At 62.1% G+C, this 22822-nt stretch carries 15 protein-coding genes and 1 tRNA gene; 9 read left to right on the top strand and 7 right to left on the bottom strand.

The genetic code is table 11. The annotated features are described in order from the left end of the window. Nucleotides 1–270 precede the first annotated feature (270 nt). Together MSKU9_RS04625 and MSKU9_RS04630 are read right to left on the bottom strand one after the other, a co-directional pair. On the bottom strand, nt 271–2658 hold the full coding sequence (locus MSKU9_RS04625) for a glucose/quinate/shikimate family membrane-bound PQQ-dependent dehydrogenase (protein WP_141260159.1): 2388 nt from the start codon (nt 2656–2658) through the stop codon (nt 271–273). Between the two features lie 138 nt (nt 2659–2796). Beyond that, the gene (locus tag MSKU9_RS04630; RefSeq protein ID WP_141260160.1) at nt 2797–4278 is read right to left on the bottom strand and encodes a mannitol dehydrogenase family protein; all 1482 of its coding nucleotides are present in this window, start codon (nt 4276–4278) and stop codon (nt 2797–2799) included. Nucleotides 4279–4536: 258 nt separating this feature from the next. Between MSKU9_RS04630 and MSKU9_RS04635 the strand changes: the two genes are divergently transcribed. The 4 genes from MSKU9_RS04635 (at nt 4537) to MSKU9_RS04650 (ending at nt 9286) form a co-directional block, all read left to right on the top strand. Then, complete coding sequence (locus tag MSKU9_RS04635; RefSeq protein WP_141260161.1) at nt 4537–5637, top strand: glycosyltransferase family 4 protein; 1101 nt, start codon at nt 4537–4539, stop codon at nt 5635–5637. Between the two features lie 71 nt (nt 5638–5708). Further along, complete coding sequence (locus MSKU9_RS04640) at nt 5709–7226, top strand: replicative DNA helicase (protein WP_141260162.1); 1518 nt, start codon at nt 5709–5711, stop codon at nt 7224–7226. A 404-nt stretch (nt 7227–7630) separates the two neighbouring features. Then, complete coding sequence (locus tag MSKU9_RS04645; protein ID WP_141260163.1) at nt 7631–9142, top strand: YifB family Mg chelatase-like AAA ATPase; 1512 nt, start codon at nt 7631–7633, stop codon at nt 9140–9142. A 69-nt stretch (nt 9143–9211) separates the two neighbouring features. Continuing rightward, nucleotides 9212–9286, top strand: a tRNA-Val gene (locus tag MSKU9_RS04650). 460 nt (nt 9287–9746) lie between these two features. On the opposite strand, the gene MSKU9_RS04655 is transcribed toward MSKU9_RS04650, so the two are convergent. The 3 genes from MSKU9_RS04655 to MSKU9_RS04665 form a co-directional block, all read right to left on the bottom strand. Then, nucleotides 9747–10130, bottom strand: coding sequence for a hypothetical protein (locus tag MSKU9_RS04655; protein ID WP_141260164.1), 384 nt, complete (start codon nt 10128–10130; stop codon nt 9747–9749). 145 nt (nt 10131–10275) lie between these two features. Further along, nucleotides 10276–12165, bottom strand: a complete 1890-nt coding sequence (locus MSKU9_RS04660; protein ID WP_141260165.1) for a hypothetical protein — start codon at nt 12163–12165, stop codon at nt 10276–10278. A gap of 38 nt (nt 12166–12203) precedes the next feature. Next, entirely contained in the window at nt 12204–13169 is a 966-nt protein-coding gene (locus tag MSKU9_RS04665; protein WP_141260166.1) for a mitochondrial fission ELM1 family protein, read from the bottom strand. A 111-nt stretch (nt 13170–13280) separates the two neighbouring features. Here MSKU9_RS04665 and MSKU9_RS04670 point away from each other — a divergent pair, with 111 nt between their 5' ends. Together MSKU9_RS04670 and MSKU9_RS04675 are read left to right on the top strand one after the other, a co-directional pair. Continuing rightward, complete coding sequence (locus MSKU9_RS04670) at nt 13281–14384, top strand: DEAD/DEAH box helicase (RefSeq protein ID WP_141260220.1); 1104 nt, start codon at nt 13281–13283, stop codon at nt 14382–14384. A 160-nt stretch (nt 14385–14544) separates the two neighbouring features. Then, nucleotides 14545–15582, top strand: a complete 1038-nt coding sequence (locus tag MSKU9_RS04675; RefSeq protein WP_141260167.1) for a M14 family metallopeptidase — start codon at nt 14545–14547, stop codon at nt 15580–15582. A 25-nt stretch (nt 15583–15607) separates the two neighbouring features. On the opposite strand, the gene glyA is transcribed toward MSKU9_RS04675, so the two are convergent. Next, the gene (gene glyA, locus MSKU9_RS04680) at nt 15608–16897 is read right to left on the bottom strand and encodes a serine hydroxymethyltransferase (protein WP_305067308.1); all 1290 of its coding nucleotides are present in this window, start codon (nt 16895–16897) and stop codon (nt 15608–15610) included. Between the two features lie 201 nt (nt 16898–17098). Here glyA and MSKU9_RS04685 point away from each other — a divergent pair, with 201 nt between their 5' ends. From MSKU9_RS04685 to MSKU9_RS04695, 3 genes are all read left to right on the top strand, one after another. Next, nucleotides 17099–18568: an amino acid permease gene (locus MSKU9_RS04685; protein ID WP_193557633.1), complete on the top strand. Its 1470-nt coding sequence runs from the start codon at nt 17099–17101 to the stop codon at nt 18566–18568. Between the two features lie 86 nt (nt 18569–18654). After that, the gene (hemB, locus tag MSKU9_RS04690; RefSeq protein WP_141260169.1) at nt 18655–19647 is read left to right on the top strand and encodes a porphobilinogen synthase; all 993 of its coding nucleotides are present in this window, start codon (nt 18655–18657) and stop codon (nt 19645–19647) included. Between the two features lie 140 nt (nt 19648–19787). Further along, on the top strand, nt 19788–20570 hold the full coding sequence (locus MSKU9_RS04695; RefSeq protein WP_141260170.1) for an arginyltransferase: 783 nt from the start codon (nt 19788–19790) through the stop codon (nt 20568–20570). 4 nt (nt 20571–20574) lie between these two features. On the opposite strand, the gene parC is transcribed toward MSKU9_RS04695, so the two are convergent. Further along, nucleotides 20575–22791: a DNA topoisomerase IV subunit A gene (gene parC, locus MSKU9_RS04700; RefSeq protein ID WP_141260171.1), complete on the bottom strand. Its 2217-nt coding sequence runs from the start codon at nt 22789–22791 to the stop codon at nt 20575–20577. Nucleotides 22792–22822: the final 31 nt, after the last annotated feature.

The raw sequence follows: 22822 nt of genomic DNA on the forward strand, positions 1-22822 counted from the left end.
CACCGGAACTGCCGGATGTGCGGGAACATCGGCGCCACGGCGGAAACTTTGTATTACCGTTTCCTAATCAAGCCGTTTGGGGGCGCGTAAGATCAAAGCTGTAATAAGAGTTATTTATTTATAATATGAATATAGCAGGACCACCGCAAACCCCTGAATAAATGGGTTTGCAGTGTCCTGTCACAGCAATATCTATATACCAATGAATATAGATAGAACCGGCCATGTCAAGCCGGGGAAGGAAAAAATCCTTCCCCGGCTCTGCACGGCTCAGTTCTGGTCAGGCAGACTGTAGGCGACGATGTAGTCACCCAGCTTCGTGCCGAATGATCCGTGGCCACCATCGGCAGTCACGATGTACTGCTTGCCATCCACCGCATAGGTCATGGGGGTGGACTGGCCACCTGCGGGCAGGCGGTCCTGCCACAGCACGCGGCCGTTGGTCACGTCATACGCACGGATGTAGTAATCCAGTGTGGAGGTCAGGAACGCGACCCCACCCGCCGTGGTCAGCGGGCCGCCAAGGCTGGGCACACCCATCTTGATGGGCAGGGGCAGCGGCGCGCTATCGCGGATCGTGCCGTTGCGGTGCTTCCACACGATCTTGTTGGTACGCAGGTCGATCCCGGACATGTAACCCCATGCAGGTTGCTTGCACGGCAGGCCGAATGGCGACAGGAACGGGTGCAGGTCTACACCATAGGGCACGCCAAACTGCGGCTGCACGCCACTTTCGCTGCCCGAGGGCAGGGACTTGTCAGGCGTTGCCGGATTGTTCGGGCCACGCGGGATCAGCCTGGACACGAACGGGATGGCGATGGGGTTGGCGATCGCGATCTGGCGCACGGGGTCAACTGCAAGGCCACCCCATTCAAACATGCCCAGGTTACCGGGAAACACCAGCGTACCCTGCAGGGACGGCGGCGTGAACGTGCCATCATAGCGCAGGCGGTGGAACATGATGCGGCAGACCAGCTGGTCATACATCGTGCCGCCCCACATGTCGGCATCGGTCAGCAGCTTGCTGGGACGGAAGGTCAGCTGGGAGAAAGGCTGCGTGGGCGACAGGTGATCGCCGGGTGCAGCCCCCTGCGGCACGGGCCGTTCGGGCGCAGGCACGACCAGATGGCCATTGCGACGGTCCAGCACGAAGATGTTGCCGGTCTTGGCCGGGGCATACAGCGTGGGAATGACCTCACCCTGTTCGTTGCGGATATCGACCAGGCTGGGCTGGGCGGGGATGTCCATGTCCCACAGGTCATGATGAACGGTCTGGTAAGACCATACCAGCTTGCCGGTGGAGGCATTCAGCGCCACGATCGAACTGGCATAGCGTTCGGCATCCGCGCCGCGGTTGCCGCCCCAGATATCGGGCGTCTGCACACCCATCGGGATGTAGATCAGGTCCAGATTGGCGTCATAGGACGACGTGATCCACGAATTGGGGGAATTGGGCACGAAAGTGTGGTGTTCGGACGGCATTTCGTTCGGGTCGGGATTGCCGGGATCGAACGCCCATTTCAGCGCGCCGGTATGCACGTCGAACCCGCGCGTGACACCTGAGGGTTCATGCGTGGAATAATTGTCGGTCACCGCACCGGACACGATCACGGTGGTATCGGTCACGACAGGGGGAGATGTGGGTTCGTAAAAACCCAGCGTCTTGACGGGCATTCCGTCACGCAGGTCCACAACGCCGTTGTTGCCAAAGCTGGCGCAGCGCGCGCCGGTTTCGGCATCCAGAGCGAACAGCTGCCCGTCATTGGTGGGCAGGAAAATGCGGCGCGCGCATTCCACAGGGGGCGTGGCGGCTTCATTGGTCTGCGCTTCGGCCCTGTCCTCGTGATAGGACACGCCACGGCAGGTCAGGTGCTGGAAGGTGGGGTTGTACGCCAGCTTGGGATCGAACTTCCACCGCTGCCTGCCCGTTTTTGCATCAAGGGCGAACAGGATCTGGTGGGGTGTGCACAGGTACAGCGTATCACGGATCTTGATGGGTGTGACCTCATCGGTGATTTCACCGGGGTCATTGGGGCCACGCAGGTCGCCGGTGCGGAATGTCCACGCAACCTTCAGCCTGCTGACATTATCGGCATTAATCTGTTTGAGCGGAGAGAAACGGTCCCCGAACTGCGTGCGCCCATAGGCCTGCCAGTCGCCATCAGGCATCTGGTGGGCATCACCGGGTTCGGGGGCATCCTTGGCCACCGGCGGCAGGTTGCCCGCGATATCCTGCGGATCACCCGTCAGGGCGAAACCCACCACGACCACGGCAGCGCCAATGGCCCCCAGCAGCGGCACGCGCGCGCCCATGCCTGCAGGCTGCAGGTGCCGCGTCACCCACGGCAGCGCCAGCACGATACCGATGGGGACAAGGATATCCCCACGCGGCGCCAGCGCCCAGAAGTCAAACCCGGCTTCATTGACGGCCCATGCCATCGTGCCGAGCAGCAGGACCGCATAGACCGTAAGCGCGGATGCCTGCCGCCGGAACAGCAGGAATGCCGTCACCAGAAGCAGGACACCCGCGACAACATAGTAAAATGAACCCCCAATGAGACACAGCCACAGACCACCGCCCAACAGGTAAAGACCTGTCAGTGCGCAGACGGCTATGGCAGCCACCAGAAGGGGAGCCGAGCGTATAAGGCTATTCATAAGTTTTCCTGATTACCGTGATACAATCCGAACATTCTCCCATGAGAAAACGTAGGACTTCCCTCCGGGTCAAGCCTAACTTTATGAATAAATCGTGTGTCCGAATATTTCAGGATGCATTTTCAGCACCCTGAACGGCTATTTCCCACTGGATACAACTGTCGCCAGCGTCGCCCGCGTGCCATTGGCCCGGATGGACTGCCGCATGGTCAGGTAAGCCTGCACGAATCCAGGACTGTCACCCAGTTCCCACCCGGCAAAGGCGCTCATGTCCAGCGCATCCCCCAGCCGTGGCGAGGCCGCTTTCACCCGGTCGTCATCGGTCAGGTGCGGTTCGACAATGGCGTAGGCCTGTCCCCTGTCATCATGGCCACGCAGGTATTCGGCGTAACAGGCCACGACAAAGGCGATGCGCTCCACGGGGCGCTCATGCGCGATCACGCCCATGGCCGTGCTCTTGATGAACATGGGCAGCTTGGACGTACTGTCGGATGCGATACGCAGAAGCTGGTCACTGATTGCCCGGTTGCGGAAGCGGTGCAGCAGGCGCCGGCCGTATTCGGTCAGCGCCATGCCCGGTGGCGCGTGCAGCAGGGGTTCCGCGTCAAAGGCGAGGTACTGCTCGACCAGCGTGACTTCGTTCAGGTCTTCCATGATTTCACTGACCACACGATAGCCCGACAGCACGCCAGACAGCCCCAGCAGCGAGTGGGAGGCATTGAGCATATGCAGCTTCACCTCCTCATACGGCTGGACATTATCCGTGAACTGCACACCGACAGCATCGAGTTCAGGGCGACCGGCGCAGAATTTGTCCTCCACCACCCACTGGATGAAATCCTCGCAGAAAACGGGAATGCGGTCATCAATCCCGCTTTCCGCATCAAGCCGACGGATATCATCGGGATGGACGGCAGGCGTAATGCGATCGACCATGGTGCAGGGGAAGGTGACGTTTTCCTCCATCCACTGCGCAAGGCCCGCGTCACGCGCACGCGCCCAGCCCAGGACGGCCGTGCGGGCGACATGGCCATTCTGGGGCAGGTTGTCACATGACAGGATGGTAAACGGGCCGGCACCACTTTCGCGCCGTTTGCGCAGCGCCTCGGTCAGCAGGCCGAATACGGTATGCGGCACCTCGCGCTTCAGGTCCTCGGCGATCAGGGGATGATCGATGGGAAAGACACCGTTTTCATCAACATAGTAGCCGCCTTCGGTCACGGTCATGCTGACAATGCGGATCGCGGGATCAGCCAGCCGCGCGATGGTGGCCGCGCGGTCGGCGGGTGCATACATGTATTCTGTAATGGAACCGATCACCCGCACCACATTGGGCATGTCGGGGGCGCATTCGGTCAGGGAATACAGGCAGTCCTGTGCCGCCATGTCCTGTGCCTTTTCGGCCTCGTGCGGGTTTTCCATCAACCCTATGCCCAGCAGCCCCCAGTCGGCCTGACCGGGACGGTCCAGCACACGGTCCATGTAAACCGCCTGATGGGCACGATGGAAATTGCCCACGCTGATATGGGCAATACCGGGCGTTACCCTGCTGCGGTCATAGGCAGGCACGATGATATTGCCCGGCAGATGGGGCAGGGTCGTATTATTGAGTACGGTCATGAACCATTTTCCACGGAAAGTATCCACGACGCGTAATCAGAAACGCAGGATCATACAACCCGTCAATACTGCGAACCTGCGGTTGACACAGGTCAGGGCAGGCATTGCGGGCGGGTAATTTGCACTTCCAATACCCGGTCGCTGTTTTCTAATGGGGAAAACTGCCCTATTAAGCCTTTCCGCCGTTGCATATCCGGTGTTCCGGTCCCGAAAAATGACGGCAGGGACAGCCCTGGCCGGATCTGTTGTTGGTAATGAATGCGTATCCTCTATCTTATTAACAGCCTGAATGGCGGCGGGGCCGAGCGACCATTGCCTGCCGTGATCGGGATGATGCGCGCCTGCGGGCACGAGGTCCGGGTCGTGGCGCTGGCGCGCAAGGCCGGCAACGCCGTTGCCTGGCTGGAGGCTGCCGGAATCGATTACCACATCGTGGATGACCGCGATCCCGCACGCTTCGCATCACTGGGGCAGGTGTTGCGTTATGTCCGCGCCAACCGGCCCGACCTGCTATGGACATCGCTGACCCGCGCGACCCTGTATGGTCAGGCCATCGGCAGGATGCTGCGCATTCCCGTGGTCAGCTGGCAGCACAGCGCGTTCCTCAAGCCCGCCAACCGCTTCATGCTGCGCCGCACCCGTCACCTGAGCGCATTCTGGGTGGCCGATTCCGAATACGTGGCCCGCGTCACCCGCAGCCAGTTGGGCCTGCCACCGGAGCGGATCTGCACATGGCCGCTGTTCATGGCCGAAGCGGACATACCACCGGCCACGCCATGGGACGGGCAGGGGGACGCGGTCTTTCATGTCGGGTCGCTGGGACGGCTGGAATCGGAAAAAAACATGCAGCTGCTGGTGCGCGCGATGGGCGTCATCCGCGCCACCCGACCCGATGCACGCATTCACCTGTCGCTGTGTGGCAGCGGGTCGCAGATGATGGCGCTGCAGGCGCTGGCGGCCCGGGAGGCTGCGGACGCCATCAGTTTCGAAGGCTTTCAGCCGGACCCGCTGGAATTCTGCCGCAAGCTACATGTATATGTACAGCCTTCCCATTTCGAGGGACTGTGCATCGCGGTCCATGAAGCCATGCAGATGGGACTGCCGGTCATCGCCACACCCGTGGGCGCCATTCCCGACATCATCCGTGACGGGGCCAACGGGTTTCTTCTGGCTGCCTCGACGCCAGAAACCCTTGCCGCACAGATCCTCCACCTTTACGCACGTCCCGACCTGTGCATGCGGACTGGCAGGGCGGCCCGACACGATATCCTGCAACGGTACGGGCCGGATACGGTCCATGCCATGGCCACTTCCGTCATCCGCCGCGCTGAAGGGCTGGTGCGCACACGTCGCGGCTGACGCGTGCGACGCCCATACGCAGCCCATCATGCCCCTTCCTGTCGCATGGGCGGATCAGGTAGGATGGGCGGGTGAATACGATCAAGAATCCCCCCTCCGCTGAGTCCGGACAAAAGGACTCGCTCCTTGGCGTCTCGCAACGCCTGCCGCCTGCCAACGTGCAGGCGGAACAGGCGCTGCTGGGCGCCCTGCTGACCAATAACCGTGCGTATGACCGCGTGTCCGACTTCCTGACCGGCGCGCATTTCGCCAACGAGGTCAATGGCCGCATCTATGACGCCATTTCCCGCCGTATCGAAGGCGGGCAACTGGCTGATCCGGTTACGCTGCGGGCCGAATTCGAGAACACCGGCGTCCTGGATTCCGTTGGCGGCACGGCGTATCTGGCCAAGCTGCTGACATCCATGGTCGGCATCATAAATGCCGCCGATTACGGGCGCGTGATCCATGATGCGTGGATACGCCGCCAGTTGATCGACATCGGGCAGGATGTGGTCAACAACGCCTTTGGCGCACGTCCCGACCTGGATGGTCCCAACCAGATCGCCGCCAGTGAGGAAGCCCTGTTCAAGCTGGCGACGGAAAAGGGTCAGGATGGCGGCTTCCAGTCCTTTGACCGCGCTCTGGCGGATGCGCTGGAAATTGCGCAGCAGGCCTTCAACCGCAGCGGTGACGTGGTGGGACTGACCACCGGACTGCGCGACCTGGACAAGAAAACCGGCGGCCTGCACCCGTCCGATCTGCTGATCCTTGCGGGCCGTCCGGCCATGGGCAAGACAGCCCTTGCCACCAAAATCGCCTTTTCCGCCGCGCGCGCGATCATGGAGGAGATACGCGACGCCCCGCCCGATGCCAAACCCAAGGGATCGGTTGCCATCTTTTCACTGGAAATGTCGTCCGAACAGCTGGCCACGCGTATCCTGTCCGAACAGGCCAGCGTATCGGGCGAAAAGATCCGCCGTGGCGACCTGGGACAGAAGGAATTCGACCGCTTCGTGCAGGTCAGCCGTGAACTGGCGCAACTGCCGCTGCATATTGACGACACGCCCGCCATCACGCTGTCGGCCATGCGCACGCGCTGCCGCCGGCTGGCGCGCACCAAGGGGTTGAGCCTGGTGGTGGTCGATTACCTGCAGCTCATGCGGCCATCGGTGGGGAGCAGGGCGGAAAACCGCGTGCTGGAAATCTCCATGATCACGCAGGGCCTCAAGGCGCTGGCCAAGGAGCTGTCGGTGCCGGTCATAGCCCTGTCGCAGCTTTCACGTCAGGTGGAGAGCAGGGAAGACAAGCGTCCCATGCTGTCGGACCTGCGTGAATCGGGATCGATCGAGCAGGACGCCGATGCGGTGATGTTCGTCTATCGTGACCAGTACTACCTGCAGCAGCGCCAGCCCAAGGAAACATCCTATGACTCACAGGACAAGTACCACACGGCGATGGAGGAGTGGCAGCGCAAGATGGACCTTGCGCATAACCGCGCTGAACTGATTCTGGAAAAACAGCGTCATGGGCCGACAGGGACGGTGCACCTGTTCTTCGAAGGGGAGTTCACGCGTTTTGCCGATCTGGACATGGTTCACGATGCCTGAAGCCTGAATGAATAAACGTTTTTGGATGCCGCTTTTTTCAACGAGGCTGCGTCTGAAACAGCACCTCTCAAAGGCAGGGATTTCAGACTGTCTGTTAAGGATCTTACTTAAGTGACACGCGATGTGGCCATCGCGTGTCACTGTGCCTTATCCGTCACAGGGATCACAGGTGCCAGATCCTGAATGACGTCAACTGGGACCGTGTTGTGCAGGAAAGCGCACAGGGAATGGGATGGACAGGATATGGGGGCGTCAGGCATGTCCCCTCCCGTCCGCACCAAAAAGTTTTATAAGAAATATTATGCCAACAAAAATAGCCGTGCATTTCCTTGCGCGCCAGAATCTGGCCCGTTCGGCCATGTTCCATAATGGTCAAGCCGTCCGCAATCCGGCATCATTACACCATGACTGATACGGCGCTTGCATCCATCTGTGGCTTTGCCTTTTCCGGCATCGAAGCCGTTCCGGTCAAGGTCGAGGTCCAGCTATCCGTTGGCCTGCCATCATTTCTTGTCGTGGGCCTGCCAGACAAGGCCGTCAATGAATCCCGTGAACGCGTGCGCGCCGCCCTGTCCGCCATGGGGCTCGCGCTGCCGGCCAAACGGATCGTGGTCAATCTGGTACCCGCCAGCCTGATGAAGGAAGGATCGCATTTCGACCTGCCCATCGCCCTTGCCCTGCTTGGGGTCATGGGCCTGCTGCCAGGTGACATGGCGCAGCGTTATGCTGCACTGGGTGAACTGTCGCTTGATGGCGGCGTCAATCCCGTATGCGGCGTGCTGCCCGCCGCCATGACGGCGGCCGGACTGTCGCTGGGACTGATCTGCCCCGCCAGCCAGGGCGTGGAAGCGCGCTGGGCCAGCGAGGATATGAATATCCTCGCCATCCGTTCCCTGCCCGAACTGCTGAACCATTTCCGCGGGCAGCAGATCATCGACCCGGTTGAATTGCCTGCGCGCATGAATGAAGGGCTGACCGCCCTGCCCGACCTTGCCGACATTCGTGGCATGGAAACCGCGCGCCGCGCGCTGGAAATTGCCGCCGCCGGTCGGCATTCGCTGCTGATGGTGGGACCGCCAGGTGCGGGCAAGTCCATGCTGGCCGCGCGCCTGCCCGGCATCATGCCCGATCTTACCCCCACCGAGATGCTGGAAATCAGCCGGATCCACAGCATTGGCGGCCTGTTGAAAGATGGGCAGCCCGTCTGCCGTCCCCCTTTTCGTGACCCGCATCATTCCAGCAGTCCCACGGCATTGAGTGGTGGCGGCGCCCGCGCCCGCCCTGGCGAGGTCAGTCTGGCGCATCGCGGTGTGCTGTTTTTAGATGAACTGCCGGAATTCTCGCGCTCCGCGCTGGAAATCCTGCGCCAGCCCATGGAAACGGGGTCCATATCCATTGCCCGCGCCGCAGCCCATGTTACCTACCCTGCCCGCTTCCAACTGATCGCGGCGATGAATCCATGCAAATGCGGCTATCTGGGTGATGCGGCGCAGGAATGCCGCAAGGCCCCGCGTTGTGGCGAGGATTATCAGGCCCGCCTGTCCGGCCCCCTGCTGGACCGTGTGGACATGGCGGTCCATGTCGAACCGATGCCCCTGACCCGCATTGCCGAAACCACGGGTGGCGAACCCAGCGCCACCGTTGCCGCACGTGTCAGGGAAGCCGTGGCCCGTCAGCACGACAGACAGGGCGAAGCCCGCAATGCCGAAGCCCCGATAGATGATTTCCGCATAACCGCTGCAGCCCGTGATTTTTCGGTGCAGGCATCTGAAAAGATGCATCTTTCCGCCCGTGGCTTTACCCGTCTTCTGCGTGTGGCGCGGACGATTGCCGACCTGTCCGGCACCGTAGATGTCGAACGTCCCCATATTGCCGAAGCCCTGGCCTACCGTATCCGCCGTCCGGGTCGAAAATAGCCGCCTCTGTATCTTTTCCCCCTTGCGCACCATGCCCTGCTGGATTAATAAGGCCCCACCGAAGCGGATGGGTGCGTAGCTCAGCGGTAGAGCATCGCCTTCACACGGCGGGGGTCACAGGTTCAATCCCTGTCGCACCCACCATCCGGTCTCTCTCCTTTCCTAAAGCCATCTGTCAGGCAGACCATGTTAGCAAATGGTCCATCCGGTTGACCGGGTACGAACCCGTATCCCCTATGTTGACTGCATGTTCGCTGGCAGATCTGTCATACCGGATTATTCGCGTCTTCCATCGATTCTGATCGGATCACAGGACATTCCAGAACCCTACTGTCAGCCTTCTGCCGTTGTCGTTCCATGGCGGACATGAATTGATACGTTAGGTTCATGGCCCGCCTGCCCCTGATGCCTTCCAGACAGATCGCGTATTCAGCACGGGCTGAATTTCGTTAAATTATTGATAGAAATATTTTTTTAGAGCTGACTTTAAAAAAAGCGTCACCCAAAACTGCTTTATATTTGTAGCCTTTTCAGACAGCCCCGGCGAAAACGCCGGACCTGTTGCTTTCTGGAGATCCTGTCCGGTTTCCCCGCATCACTTCCGTCATGACGGGACATCTTCCAGCGCATCGCGGCATTTGACATAGGACAGCTTGTCCTGGAACAGGAACAGCACATAATAATCCAGCGTACGCCGCCGTTTGCGGGTGGGATTGGTATAGAACGGGAAGACGTCAAACGGCCCGTCATAGCCCTCGGGCACCGGGTCATGTTCCGTCACGCAACGCACCTGAAACAGGGGTGCATAGACGGTGGCATCCGCATCTGTCCGCCGGACATGAAACAGGTTTTTCCGGAACTTGCGCAGCCGCTGCGGCAGGACGAATATCATGTTCTGTTCAAGGAAATTCTGCGGCGGATTACGATCGCGCAGGTATTTCATGTCGGCAGGCATGTCACAGAAAAAATTGGTGTCCTGTACGATCATGGTCCAGTCAGGTTCCCTTCCGGTCAGTTCGCCATGGCAGGCGGATCATCCTCTACTGGCCCGATCCGTGCAGCATGGCACGGATTTTGGCAACCGGTCTGCCACCCGCATTGTCATATGGAACCGGGCAGGCCATATGTCAGGGTCAGAACCCGAACATATGGTCGATTGAAAACCGTCCCTCCCCCTCCGCCATGCGACCGTGATAGCCAAACAGGCGGCAGGTGGTGTCACGGATGATGACATAGGCACCCTCTCCTGCACGCACCAGCGTGGACAGGCCAAAGACACGGTGGGGCCATATCTCACGCGAGCCGGACATGGGAATGGCAATTTTTTCGTGTGCGATTACCGTACCATCGGCCGCGTGCAGGTACAGCGACGTATCCGAATACGCGCGCCATGTCGCCGAAACGGGATAGATAAGCCTGCAGAAACTGAACGGCTCACATCCCGCCGCCGTCAGGAACAGCCGCGTGCTCAGCCCCGGGGGCGAGCCGACATAGGACTGCGGCTCCCCCTTATAGGTCATGACCGTATTGAATATGTGCGACCCGAAACTGGTTTCTGATGCGTGACCGGTCTGCCTGTCCTCATAACGGATCAGGGCATGTAGCCAGCCATCCGCCTGCCCGCCGTCACGGAAATCGTACAGCAGTTCCCCATGACCCGAACCGGTTGCAAGCGCACTGACATCCAGCGCTACCGCATGGTCACGTGGCAGGCAGCCCATGAAGCGCGACGGGCCAGCCGTCCCCTCTCCATCGAAACAGTCCACCCTTACCGGCAGGCTGGTCAGGCTTTCCGCCATGGGTGATGGCAGCAGCAGCGTACGGTAACGCACGGGATCGGGCACCGGGAACGGCAGCAGATAGCCCCGGCCAAAGAAACGCGGGTCCAGCCGTGCAATGCCCGGATCAGGCTGCAGGTCGGCGCGCTGCACGTTCAGGTGGGCGATGCGTGTGCGGTTGTGCTGCGTGATTTCATAACGGGAGCGCACGACATGACCACCGGCACGGAATTCGATCTGTTCAGGCCATGACAGCCCGGGAAAGACGTCGCGCATATGCACGGCCATGGTCTGGTACGGGGCCAGTTCGGACAGGATGGGTATGTGTGTATCCTGCCCCATGCGGTTAAGCGTCATGCTGCCGGACGGAATGGGCAGGGCATGGCTGTTCTGGACCCACAGGACCACGTCCTCCCCCTCCGCCGGGGCAGGCAGGTTGGCATAACGGTTGGCGGGCCAGGCATTGGCGTCGTGGGTGACCGACAGGCTGGCGTTCGTGCCATCCCCACGTGTCTCCAGCGCATATTTGACCACGTCGTGGCCTGCTATGCCCTGCGCATGGATGAACAGTTGCCCGGTAAACTCCGGCAGGCCGAACCGACTGCGGATATCGGCGCTGTCGATGATGATGGCCTGACCATCGCCCGGCACATCGTAATCCCATGTCTTCAGCACCTGCCCGTCGTGATCGAACAGCCGCAGCCACAGCCGCACGGCCCGCGCACCATAACGTGCCCAGTAATTGGCGGTGACCAGACGGGTGGACAGGGCCGCCGTATCCCGGAAAAAGGCAAGATTGGTGGCGAAGTTCAGCCGGTCCAGATAGTCATGCCCGACCGATAGCATATGCCGGGGCAGGCGTACCGCCTCCAGCGTATGCAGCGCGCCGCCTTCGGGCAGCAGCCGGGACAGACGGCTTTCCATGACGGCATGGTTGAAATCCAGCGCCCAGACGGTCTTTACCCCACCCTGCGCCATATCCACCACCGGCCGCAGGGCCATGCCCGCACGCGACTGCCCGACCTTCAGCGAATCATGGGTGTACACCCCTGCCACCGTAATGGGTGCAGGCAGCAGCGCCATGACGGTTTCCACCATGTCATGCGGATCATAGATCGCAACCGGTCCCGCATCGTGCAGGGACCGGGAAAGGATAGCGAGCTTTTCCGCAGCCAGCGGATGGGTCAGGGCCTTGTAGGCCATATTGCCGCCTGAACGCGGGTCAAAAGTCCGGATACCTAGCATGTGCCTGTTTTATTCCACTTCTGGCGCAAGCGGGAGAATTATTGTTGTACCACCGCTGCAAGTCCCAGATAATGCCGTACGGCTTCCGCCGCCATGACGGTATCATCCAATGGTGTGACAGGCCATGTTTCCAGCCGCCCGGCAAAGGGCCGGATACGACCGGCCTGTGTCAGGTCATGCAGGAAATGCCCGATCCGCCGCGACCGGCCCGGCAGGCTGGCGACCATGACCGGGGCGGATGTCGCCACGGCTTCAGAAATCATGGAAACGCTATCCATGGTCACGACAACCACATCAGCACAGGCGAGCAGGCCCATATATGGATTGGGGCCGGTCTGGTCCCATACCCACGCATCCGGCCCGGCCAGGGCGCGCTGCAGTGCACCGCATACTTCCGGGTCCGTCCGACGCGATGGCGTCAGCGCAATGCCCACCCGGTCACGCCGCATCATGGCGGCCAACTGTGTGGCAAGGGCAGCCCCCTCCGCCCGCCCCAGACGGAAACGACCATTTCCCCCACCAACCAGAACGGCAACCAGCGGGCGCGGGAGATGGGCCAGGAACGGCGTCCATTCCCGCCGCGCCTGATCCAGCAGCGCAGGTGTTACCCCATGCAGCGCCGTGCGCGTCAGGACGACATTGGGGCCGGAAATCCGGTCATGGCGATTGGCGATGACCAGATCGAAGCGGGCGGGCGACAGGCGCGGGTTCTGCACCTGTATCACGCGCGCGCCATGCCTGCGCAGCGCGGCACCTACGGCCCCCCCGCTGCCGCCGATGCTGATGACCGGATGGTCTCGGTAATCCGGGCCAAGGCCAAGCGGCATGATCGCCCGCAAAGGAGCAGGCCACCATGCGGCGGGGACATGTCGCCATATTCCGCGGGGGACCAGCGCATGCAGGTGGGGATCAAGCCCCGCACGTTGCGCCAGTCCGAAGGTCTGTGAACGCATGCCGGCAAGGTCCGCCGCAATCACGGTGGCGGTAGGAATGGAAGCTGCCATACGTCCATGTGACGGGTCGGGGGCCGGGGCGTCAATGCCCCGCCCCTTTTGTCAATCGCTCAGGCACGCTAAGTGGCTACAATGAGTGAGACAGAACCGACATTTTCCGGCATGGGGCTGGATGGCCGCGTGGTGGCCGCCCTGACACGCATGGGACTGCACCAGCCATCCCAGATCCAGCGCGAAGTCATTCCCCCTGTCATGGCCGGACGGGATGTGGAAGCCCGCGCGGGCACCGGCAGCGGCAAGACGATGGCCTTTGCCGCCCCCATCCTGTCGACCCTCATGCGGCCGGGTGATGCGGACAATACCCGCGTACGCTGCCTGATCCTGTCGCCCACGCGCGAACTGGCGGGACAGACGGCGGGCGTGCTGCGTGGCCTTGCCCGTGGCAGTGGCCTGCGCATCCTGCAGGCCACTGGCGGCACGGCGCGGGTGGCGCAGGCCAGGACGCTGGGCGAAGGGGTCGCGATCGTGGTCGGCACGCCGGGCCGGGTGATCGATCTGGCTCGTGGCGGCGAGCTGGACCTGTCCGCCGTGGCGCAGTTCGTGCTGGATGAAGCCGACCGCATGCTGGAGCCGGGATTTGCGGAAGAAATGCTGGCCCTTGCCGCCGCCCTGCCAGCGCAGCACCAGACATTGCTGTTTTCCGCCACCATTCCACCGGCCATGGCCGAACTGGCCGCCCGCCTGCTGCACCGGCCGTTGCGCATCAGCATGGAGGTGGCGGACGCCCCCGCGCCACGCATTGCACAATACGCCATTTTCGTGCCCACCCGCCACAAGGCGGAGGCGACGCTGGCCTGCCTGAAACAGTATGGGATGCAGCGCGTGATGGTGTTCGTGCGCACCCGACAGGAAGCCGATACCATTGCCCGCGGCATAAGCGCGCTGACACCTGCGGTCGCGATCCATGGCGAACATTCACAGGCACGGCGCGAGCGCATGCTGCGCGACTTCCGTCAGGGGCGCGTGGGCGTGCTGGTGGCGACCGATGTCATGGCGCGGGGAATCGACATTGATGACATCGCCCTTGTCATCAACCACGACATCCCCGCACAGCCCGAAGCCTATGTCCACCGCATCGGGCGCACCGCGCGTGCCGGGCGACGCGGCGTGGCCGTCGCCCTGTGCGCACCGGAGGAACGTCAGGCGCTGAAGGAAATCGAACGCCTGACGGGACAGCGCATCCGCATCGCCAGCCTGCCGGAATGACGGATCGGTTCATGCATTTGTCATGCGCCCTCCGCCCCCATGGTCTTGCCGTGGAGTAAAGGCTGGATAAACTGGATTTCATGATGAACACCGATGCCATGCAGTCACATATCCCGGCGCATGACGGGAGTGGCACGGCCACCGACCGGACCTGCCGGGCATGACACATGGGCCGGATGATTCACCACGCCTGCCTGTACGCGTGGCACGGCCCACCACGTTTCTGGAACGCCTGCCCCCGCCAGTATCCAGCCTGCCACGATGGAAAATCGGCATCACGCCACCCGACCTGTCACCGTGGCTGGCGGGTAACTGCGGCATTCCCGGCGTCATGCATTACGAAGGGCGCAGGCCCGGCCCGCATATCGTCTGTGTCAGCCTGATCCATGGCAATGAATTCGCGGGTGCGACCGTGCTCGACCGCCTGCTGCGTCGTCGCGTCCGCCCGCGTGCGGGACGGCTGTCGCTGGTCTTCGCCAACCCCGAGGCCATGCGCCAGTTCGACCCATGCGACCCGGTACGCGCGCGCTGCGTGGACGAGGACATGAACCGTGTCTGGTTCCCCGCCATGCTGGACAGCCGACAGACGTCATATGAACTCGACCGGGCGCGCATCCTGCTGCCGGTCATCCTGACGGCGGACAGGCTGCTGGACCTGCATTCCATGTTGTGGCCGGGGGATCCGCTGGTACTCTCAGGCCTGTCGCCCACAAGCCGGGCCATGGCGCGGCGCGTTCGTGGCGTGGATGTATGCGTGGCCGACCGGGGGCACCGTAGCGGATGCAGGCTGATCGATCATCCACGCTTCAGTAACGGCAGTGCCGCCGCCTGCCTGCTGGAAGCAGGCCAGCACTGGCACGAAGCAACCGTTACACGCACCATGCAGGCGGTCGTATCCCTGATCGGGCCATGCTGTGGCCTGCCCGCCAATGATGGCGTGCTACCGCGACGGGAGATGATGGTGACGGATGTGATAACGGCGCGGACGGGACTGTTCCGCTTCGTTATGCCCTTTCACAGCGGACATGTCGTGGCTGATGCAGGCACGGTGGTGGCGCATGACGGCGGTGATGAAATCCGCACGCCCTATGACCGGTGCATGCTGGTCATGCCCAACCTGCGTCCCGCCCGTGGTCATACGGCCGTAAGGTTCGCCCGCGTGGATACGGGCACGCAACCGCCCGCCCCGGATCAGTAACCGGGACAGGCGGCCATCAGCATGGTCAGGCGTAGATGGGGAAGCGTGCGCACAGCGCCTTGACGCGTTCGTGCACGGCCTGTTCCGTCGTCGCGCAACCTTCCTCCCCGGGAGTTTTGGCAAGGGCAGTCAGCACATCGTCGATCATGCGGCCAACTTCACGGAACTCCTCTTCACCAAAGCCGCGCGCCGTCGCCGCCGGGCTGCCCAGGCGGATGCCCGATGTGACAGCGGGCTTTTCGGGATCGAACGGAATGGCGTTCTTGTTGGCGGTAATGCCCGCGCGTTCCAGCGCACGCTCCGCCGCACGCCCCGTCACCCCCTTGGGCCGCAGGTCTACCAGAATCAGGTGGCAGTCCGTACCGCCGGTCACGATGTCAAAGCCGCTCTGAACCAGCGTTTCCGCCAGCACGCGGGCATTGTTCGCCACCGCTTCCTGATAGGTATGGAAGTCGGGACGCAACGCCTCACCAAACGCCACGGCCTTGGCCGCGATCACATGCATGAGCGGACCGCCCTGCAGGCCGGGGAATACGGCGGAGTTGATCTTTTTCGCCAGATCCGCGTCATTGGTCAGGATCAGCCCGCCACGCGGCCCGCGCAGGGTCTTGTGCGTGGTGGACGTCACGACATGCGCGTGTGGCACGGGCGACGGGTACAGGCCAGCCGCGACCAGCCCCGCGAAATGGGCCATGTCCACCATGAGATACGCGCCGACTTCATCCGCAATGGCGCGAAAGCGGGCGAAATCGATGATACGGGGATAGGCGGACCCACCGGCAACGATCAGCTTCGGCTTTTCGGCGCGGGCAAGGCGTTCCATTTCCTCATAATCCAGCAGGCCGTCTTCCTTGCGCACGCCGTACTGGACCGCATTGAACCATTTGCCGGAATAGTTGGGAGCAGCACCGTGGGTCAGGTGGCCACCGGCAGCAAGGCTCATGCCCATGACGGTATCACCTGGCTTGACCATGGCCATGAAGGCCGCCTGATTGGCATTGGCGCCCGAATGGGGCTGCACGTTGGCGAATTCCGCGCCGAACATTGTCTTGACGCGTTCAATGGCCAGGGTCTCGACCTTGTCCACTTCCACGCAGCCACCATAATAACGGCGACCGGGATAACCTTCGGCGTATTTGTTGGTCAGAACGCTGCCCTGTGCTGCCATGACGGCGGCGGAGACCATGTTCTCGCTGGCAATCAGTTCAATCCCGTCACGCTGACGCACCAGTTCCGCATCGATAATCGCGGCGACATCGGGGTCGGCTTGGGTCAGTGGGGCGCGGAAAAACTGCTTGAGGTCAGTCTGGCTGATGGGGTCCGGCACCGTTATGTCTCTCCATTCATTGGATCACCTGTCATTTCCGGGTAGGCAAACGGACATGACACGTATGGGAACAGGCCTGCTATGTGCGCCATATCGTGGCGTCAAGACAACGCCAAAATTATGGAGACCGGCTGATTTGACCCCTGTTACATTACCTTCCCCCATCCATACCGCCCCGTGCGTTGCAATATGAACACAGGCATTACACGCGCATTGCTGCGTCGGCTGCCCGTTGGCGCGCCAGCCGATGATGCGGGACTGAAACGCGTCCTGGGCGCCGGCAGCCTGGTGGCGCTGGGGGTCGGGGTCACGATCGGGGCGGGCCTTTTCTCGCTGACCGGTGTTGCCGCGGGCAGCAATGCCGGGCCTGCCGTACTCATATCGTTCGTGCTGGCGGCGGTGGCGTGCGCCTTTGCCGGACTGTGTTACGGGGAACTGGCGGGCATGATCCCGGCAGCGGGCAGCGCCTATGTTTATGCCTATGCAGCCCTTGGCGAACTGATGGGCTGGATCATCGGCTGGGATCTCGTGCTGGAATATACGGTGGGGGCGTCCGCCGTATCGGTCAGCTGGGCGCGGTACATGCGCTCCCTGCTGGAGGGATGGGGCATCCACCTTTCACCCCGGCTCACGGCCTCCCCGTTCGAGGTCGTGGGCATGGCAGGTGGCCAGCCCGTCCATGGCATCGCCAATATGCCTGCCGTCATCATCATCGTGGTGCTGTCCGTGCTGCTCATGCGCGGGATTTCGGAATCCGCGCGGCTGAACGCCGTCATAGTAGCGATCAAGCTTACGGTCATCGCCGCCGTGATCGGCTTCGGGCTGCCTTATATCAGGACCGCGAACTACACCCCCTTCATTCCCCCCAATACCGGCGAGTTCGGGCATTACGGCCTGTCGGGCATACTGCGCGCGGCGGGGACGATCTTCTTCGCCTATCTGGGGTTTGACGCCGTTTCCACCGTGGCGCAGGAAACGCGCAATCCCGGGCGTGACATGCCCATCGGCCTGATGGGCAGCCTTGCGATCTGCACGCTGGTCTATATCGCCTTTTCCTTCGTGCTGACCGGGCTGGTGAATTACCGCGACATGATTGGCGACGCCGCCCCCGTGGCCACCGCCATAGACCACACGCCCTTTGGCTGGCTGCAGGCGGCGGTCAAGATCGGCGTCATATGTGGCTTCCTGTCGGTCATCCTTGTCCTGCTGCTGGGGCAGAGCCGGGTCTTCTTTGCCATGGCGCGCGACGGGCTGCTGCCACCCATGTTCGGACGCACGCATGCGCGTCTGGGCACCCCGGTTGTATGCCACCTGTTCTTCATGGGGGTAACGGGGACGCTGGCCGCCTTCCTGCCGATCGAACAGCTGGCGCACATGACATCCATCGGCACGCTGCTGGCCTTTGTCATCGTATGCGTGGGCGTTATCGTGCTGCGGGTACGTGAACCCGACCGCCCGCGTGCATTCCGGGTGCCCGGCGGAAGCGCAATCCCGGTGGCGGGTATCTTGAGCTGCGGGATCATGATGCTCTCGCTGGACGGGCTGACATGGCTGCGGCTGGTTGTCTGGCTGGCGATCGGGCTGGTTGTGTATGGGCTGTATGGCATACGCCACAGCCGGCTGGGCGCGGTCATACCTGCCATGCGCGGGAAATCCTGAACGCGCGGGACGGATTACCGGATCATAATTTGGCACGGGGCGGCTACGGGATCATAGTCGCCCCTTCCCTGATGGAGTTGGATTGGATGAATATCGGTCAGTTTCCCCAAACAAGGCTGCGCCGTAACCGGCACGACCGGTTCACACGGCGGCTGGTGTCTGAAAACACGCTATCGACCGATAATCTGATCTGGCCGATCTTTGTAACCGAGGGCACGGGTTCGGTCACCGATGTGTCCTCCATGCCCGGCGTGCAGCGCGTCAGCCTCGACCGGCTGGCAGCCCATGTGGAACCTGCGGCAAAGCTGGACATTCCCGCCCTTGCGCTGTTCCCCATCACGCCGGCCAGCCTGCGCGATGAAGCAGGCACGGAAGCAACCAATCCCGACAACCTCATGTGTCGGGCGGCACGCCTGCTGAAAAAGGAATTTCCTGAAATCGGCCTGATCGGTGACGTGGCGCTGGACCCCTATACCAGCCACGGCCATGACGGACTGATCGAAGACGGCTACGTGGTCAATGACCCGTCGGTCGAAATCCTTGTGAAACAGGCCGTGAACCAGGCCGCGGCCGGAATCGACATCATCGCGCCGTCCGACATGATGGACGGGCGCGTCGGGTCCATCCGCACCGCGCTGGACGCGGGCGGACTGGTCAATACCCGCATCATGTCCTACGCCGCCAAATATGCCAGCGCCTTCTACGGCCCGTTCCGTGATGCGCTGGGGTCGGGCGGCCTGCTGACGGGTGACAAGAAGACATACCAGATGGACCCCGCCAATACGGATGAGGCCCTGCGTGAAGTCGCCATGGACCTGAGCGAAGGGGCCGACATGGTGATGGTCAAGCCGGGAATGCCGTATCTGGATGTCATCGCGCGCGTGCGGCAGGAATTCGCGGTGCCGACCTTCGCCTATCAGGTGTCGGGCGAATACGCGATGCTGATGGCTGCAATCCAGAATGGCTGGCTGGACCGTGACCGCGTCATCATGGAAAGCCTGATGGCCTTCCGCCGCGCGGGTGCCAATGGCGTCCTGACCTATTTCGCGCTGGACGCTGCCCGCCTGCTGCGCGCCTGAACGCGACAAAACCACGCGCGCACGACCGGATAGTTGATGCCTGCAACAGGAAGGATATGATAACCGTTCAGGAACCACGGGCAGTCAGTCTTTCCTGTTTACAGGACTGCCGTTTCCTGTTTTCCGGCTGGTGAGAGCGCATGACCTACACATCGCCACGGCATCCACAGCTGTTCTATACGACGGCCCCCATGCCCTGTCCCTATCTGGCGGGACGGATGGAACGCAAGGTCGTGACCGAGATTGGCGGACCGGACGCCGTGCCGTTCCATAACCGCCTGTCACGGGCCGGATTCCGCCGCAGTCACACCATTGCCTATGCCCCGGTCTGCGCGGGCTGCACCGCCTGCACGCCCATACGCGTGCCCGTGACGCGCTTTACCCCCGGCCGCACTCAGTTGCGCGCCCTGCGCCGCAATGCCGGGCTGCGCGCGCAACGCATCCCCCCTGCCGCCACACCCGAACAGTTCAGCCTGTTCAGTGCGTACCAGTCCACCCGACACGAAGGTGGCGACATGGCGTCCATGACCTTTCCCGATTACCGGGCCATGGTCGAGGATACGCCAATCGAGACCTTCATGATCGAATTCCGCGATGGTGACGGCAGACTGACCTGCGTGGCACTGGTGGACCAGCTGGATGACGGACTGTCCGCCGTCTATGACTTCTATGATCCCGCATTGCAGCAGCGTTCACTGGGTACATTCGCGGTGATGCACCTGATCGAATACACCCGCACGCTTGGCCTGCCCCACCTGTATCTGGGCTACTGGATCAGTGAGAGCCGGAAAATGGCTTACAAGGCCCGTTTCCGCCCAGCCCAGATCATGACCCGCGGCGTTTGGCACGATCTGGACCTGGCGCAATATCAGTCCCATGAAAGCGCCTTCCTGCCTGACGGGCTGTTCCGCCCGGTGGAATAGCCCGTCAGGCGCGCGGTCTGCGCGTGGCCCAGGCCGGTGCCGTTTTGCCCATGTCAGACCGCTTGCCCAGGTAATCCTTCAGATCCGCAAAGGAACGCGTACGGGCAGGATCGGGCCACGCGACACCCACATCAGCCGCGAACACGACGGCATCACGCAGGCCGCCATCCTTGTATTTCTGCAAGATTACGCCAAGGCCACGCGTCATTTCCGGCAGCTGATCCAGCGGGAAGACCAGCATGCGCCGGTTCTGGCCGAGTACCAGCACATGGTCGCCTGTAGCTGGCACACAGACCAGAGCGCTTTCGTTATCCTTCAGGTTCAGCACCTGCTTGCCGGTGCGTTTTTCCGCCGTCATGGCCGATTCCGCCACGATCATGCCGCGCCCGGTGCTGGACGCCAGCAGGCGTTTGCGCGTGTCCTCAACGGGGAACATCGTAATGATGTCCTCATCATTGGAGAGGTCGATAATCAGGCGCAGGGGCTGGCCATCACCGCGTCCACGCGGCAGGTCGCCCACACGCAGCGTAAAGGCGCGCCCGTCAGTCGCGAAAACACACAGCCGGTCATTGCTATGGCATTCGACCGACATGCCCAGACCGTCGCCTTCCTTGAATTTCAGGGCCTCGGGGTCCTGCCCGTGGCCACGGACGGTACGGATCCAGCCCTTCTGCGACAGGATAACCGTCAGCGGGTCACGCTCGACCGGCAGGGCGGCTTCGACATCGATCTCAACCGGCGCATCAGCCAGCAGACTGCGCCGCCTGCCCAGGGCACCACTGCCGAAAGTTTTCTGGATATCCCTGATTTCGGATGCGATGCGCTTCCACCGCAACCCTTCCTGTTCCAGCAGGTCGTGCAGGGACTGCTTTTCCGCGCTCAGCCTGGCATGCTCGTCGCGGATTTCCATTTCCTCCAGCCGCCGCAGGCTGCGCAGGCGCATGTTCAGCACCGATTCCGCCTGCAGTTCCGTCAGGTCGAAAGTCGCGATCAGGGCCGTCTTCGCGTCGTCCTCCTCACGGACAATGCGGATCACCTCATCAAGATTGAGATAGACTGCAAGGAACCCGTCAAGGATTTCCAGACGCCGGTTGACCGCCGCCAGCCGGTTGGCGCTACGGCGCTGCAGCACGTCATGACGGTGGTCCAGCCATGCCTGCAGCACATCCTTCAGGCTGCGCACGCCGGGCACCTGATCGGCACCCAGCACGTTCATGTTCAGGCCAAAGCGGCTTTCCAGCTGCGTTGCGCGGAACAGGGTTTCCATCAGCACCGCAGGTTCGATCCCGCGCGACTTGGGTTCCAACACCAGCCGGATATCGGTTGTGCTTTCATCGCGGATATCGGCCAGAAGGGGTAGCTTCTTCTGTTCCATCAGGTCTGCGACCTGTTCGATCAGGCGGGATTTCTGCACCTGATACGGGATTTCGGTCACCACGATCTGCCATGTGCCAAAACGCCCCTGCTCCACTTCCCATTTCGAGCGGATGCGGAAGGAACCGCGCCCTGTCTCGTAAGCGCGGGCAATAGCGTCGCTGTCTTCCACGATACTGCCGCCGGTGGGGAAATCCGGACCGGGCATGTGTTTCAGCAGTTCGATCGTGGTCATGGCGGGCTTGCGGATCAGGGCAAGGGCGGCTGCACAGATCTCACCCACGTTATGAGGCGGGATGGAGGTCGCCATGCCCACCGCGATCCCCGCTGCCCCGTTGGCCAGCAGGTTGGGGAAAGCAGCAGGCAGGACGACAGGTTCCTGTTCTTCCCCATCATAGGTGGGGCGGAAATCAACGCAGTCCTCACCGATTCCTTCAAGCAGGGCCTTGGCGACTTCGGTCAGGCGGGATTCGGTGTACCGCATGGCGGCGGCGTTATCGCCGTCGATCGAGCCAAAATTGCCCTGCCCTTCCACCAGCGGGTAGCGGACGGCAAAATCCTGGGCCAGCCGCACCAGCGCCTCGTAAACCGAAGCATCGCCATGCGGATGGTATTTACCGATCACGTCACCGACCACGCGGGCGCATTTCTTGAACCCGGCGGACGGGTCCAGCTTGAGCTGCTGCATCGCATAGATCATGCGACGATGCACCGGCTTCAGCCCGTCACGCACATCGGGCAGCGAACGCGACATGATCGTTGACATGGCATAGGCCAGGTAACGTTCACTCAGCGCATCGGCCAGCTTGGTATCTTCAATATGGCCAGCTGTTGTGTCCACAGGCATGCAATCTTCCTCCCGCAGGTGAACAGATAGC

This window comes from Komagataeibacter diospyri, assembly GCF_006538165.1.
GTDB classification, from domain to species: Bacteria; Pseudomonadota; Alphaproteobacteria; order Acetobacterales; family Acetobacteraceae; genus Komagataeibacter; species Komagataeibacter diospyri.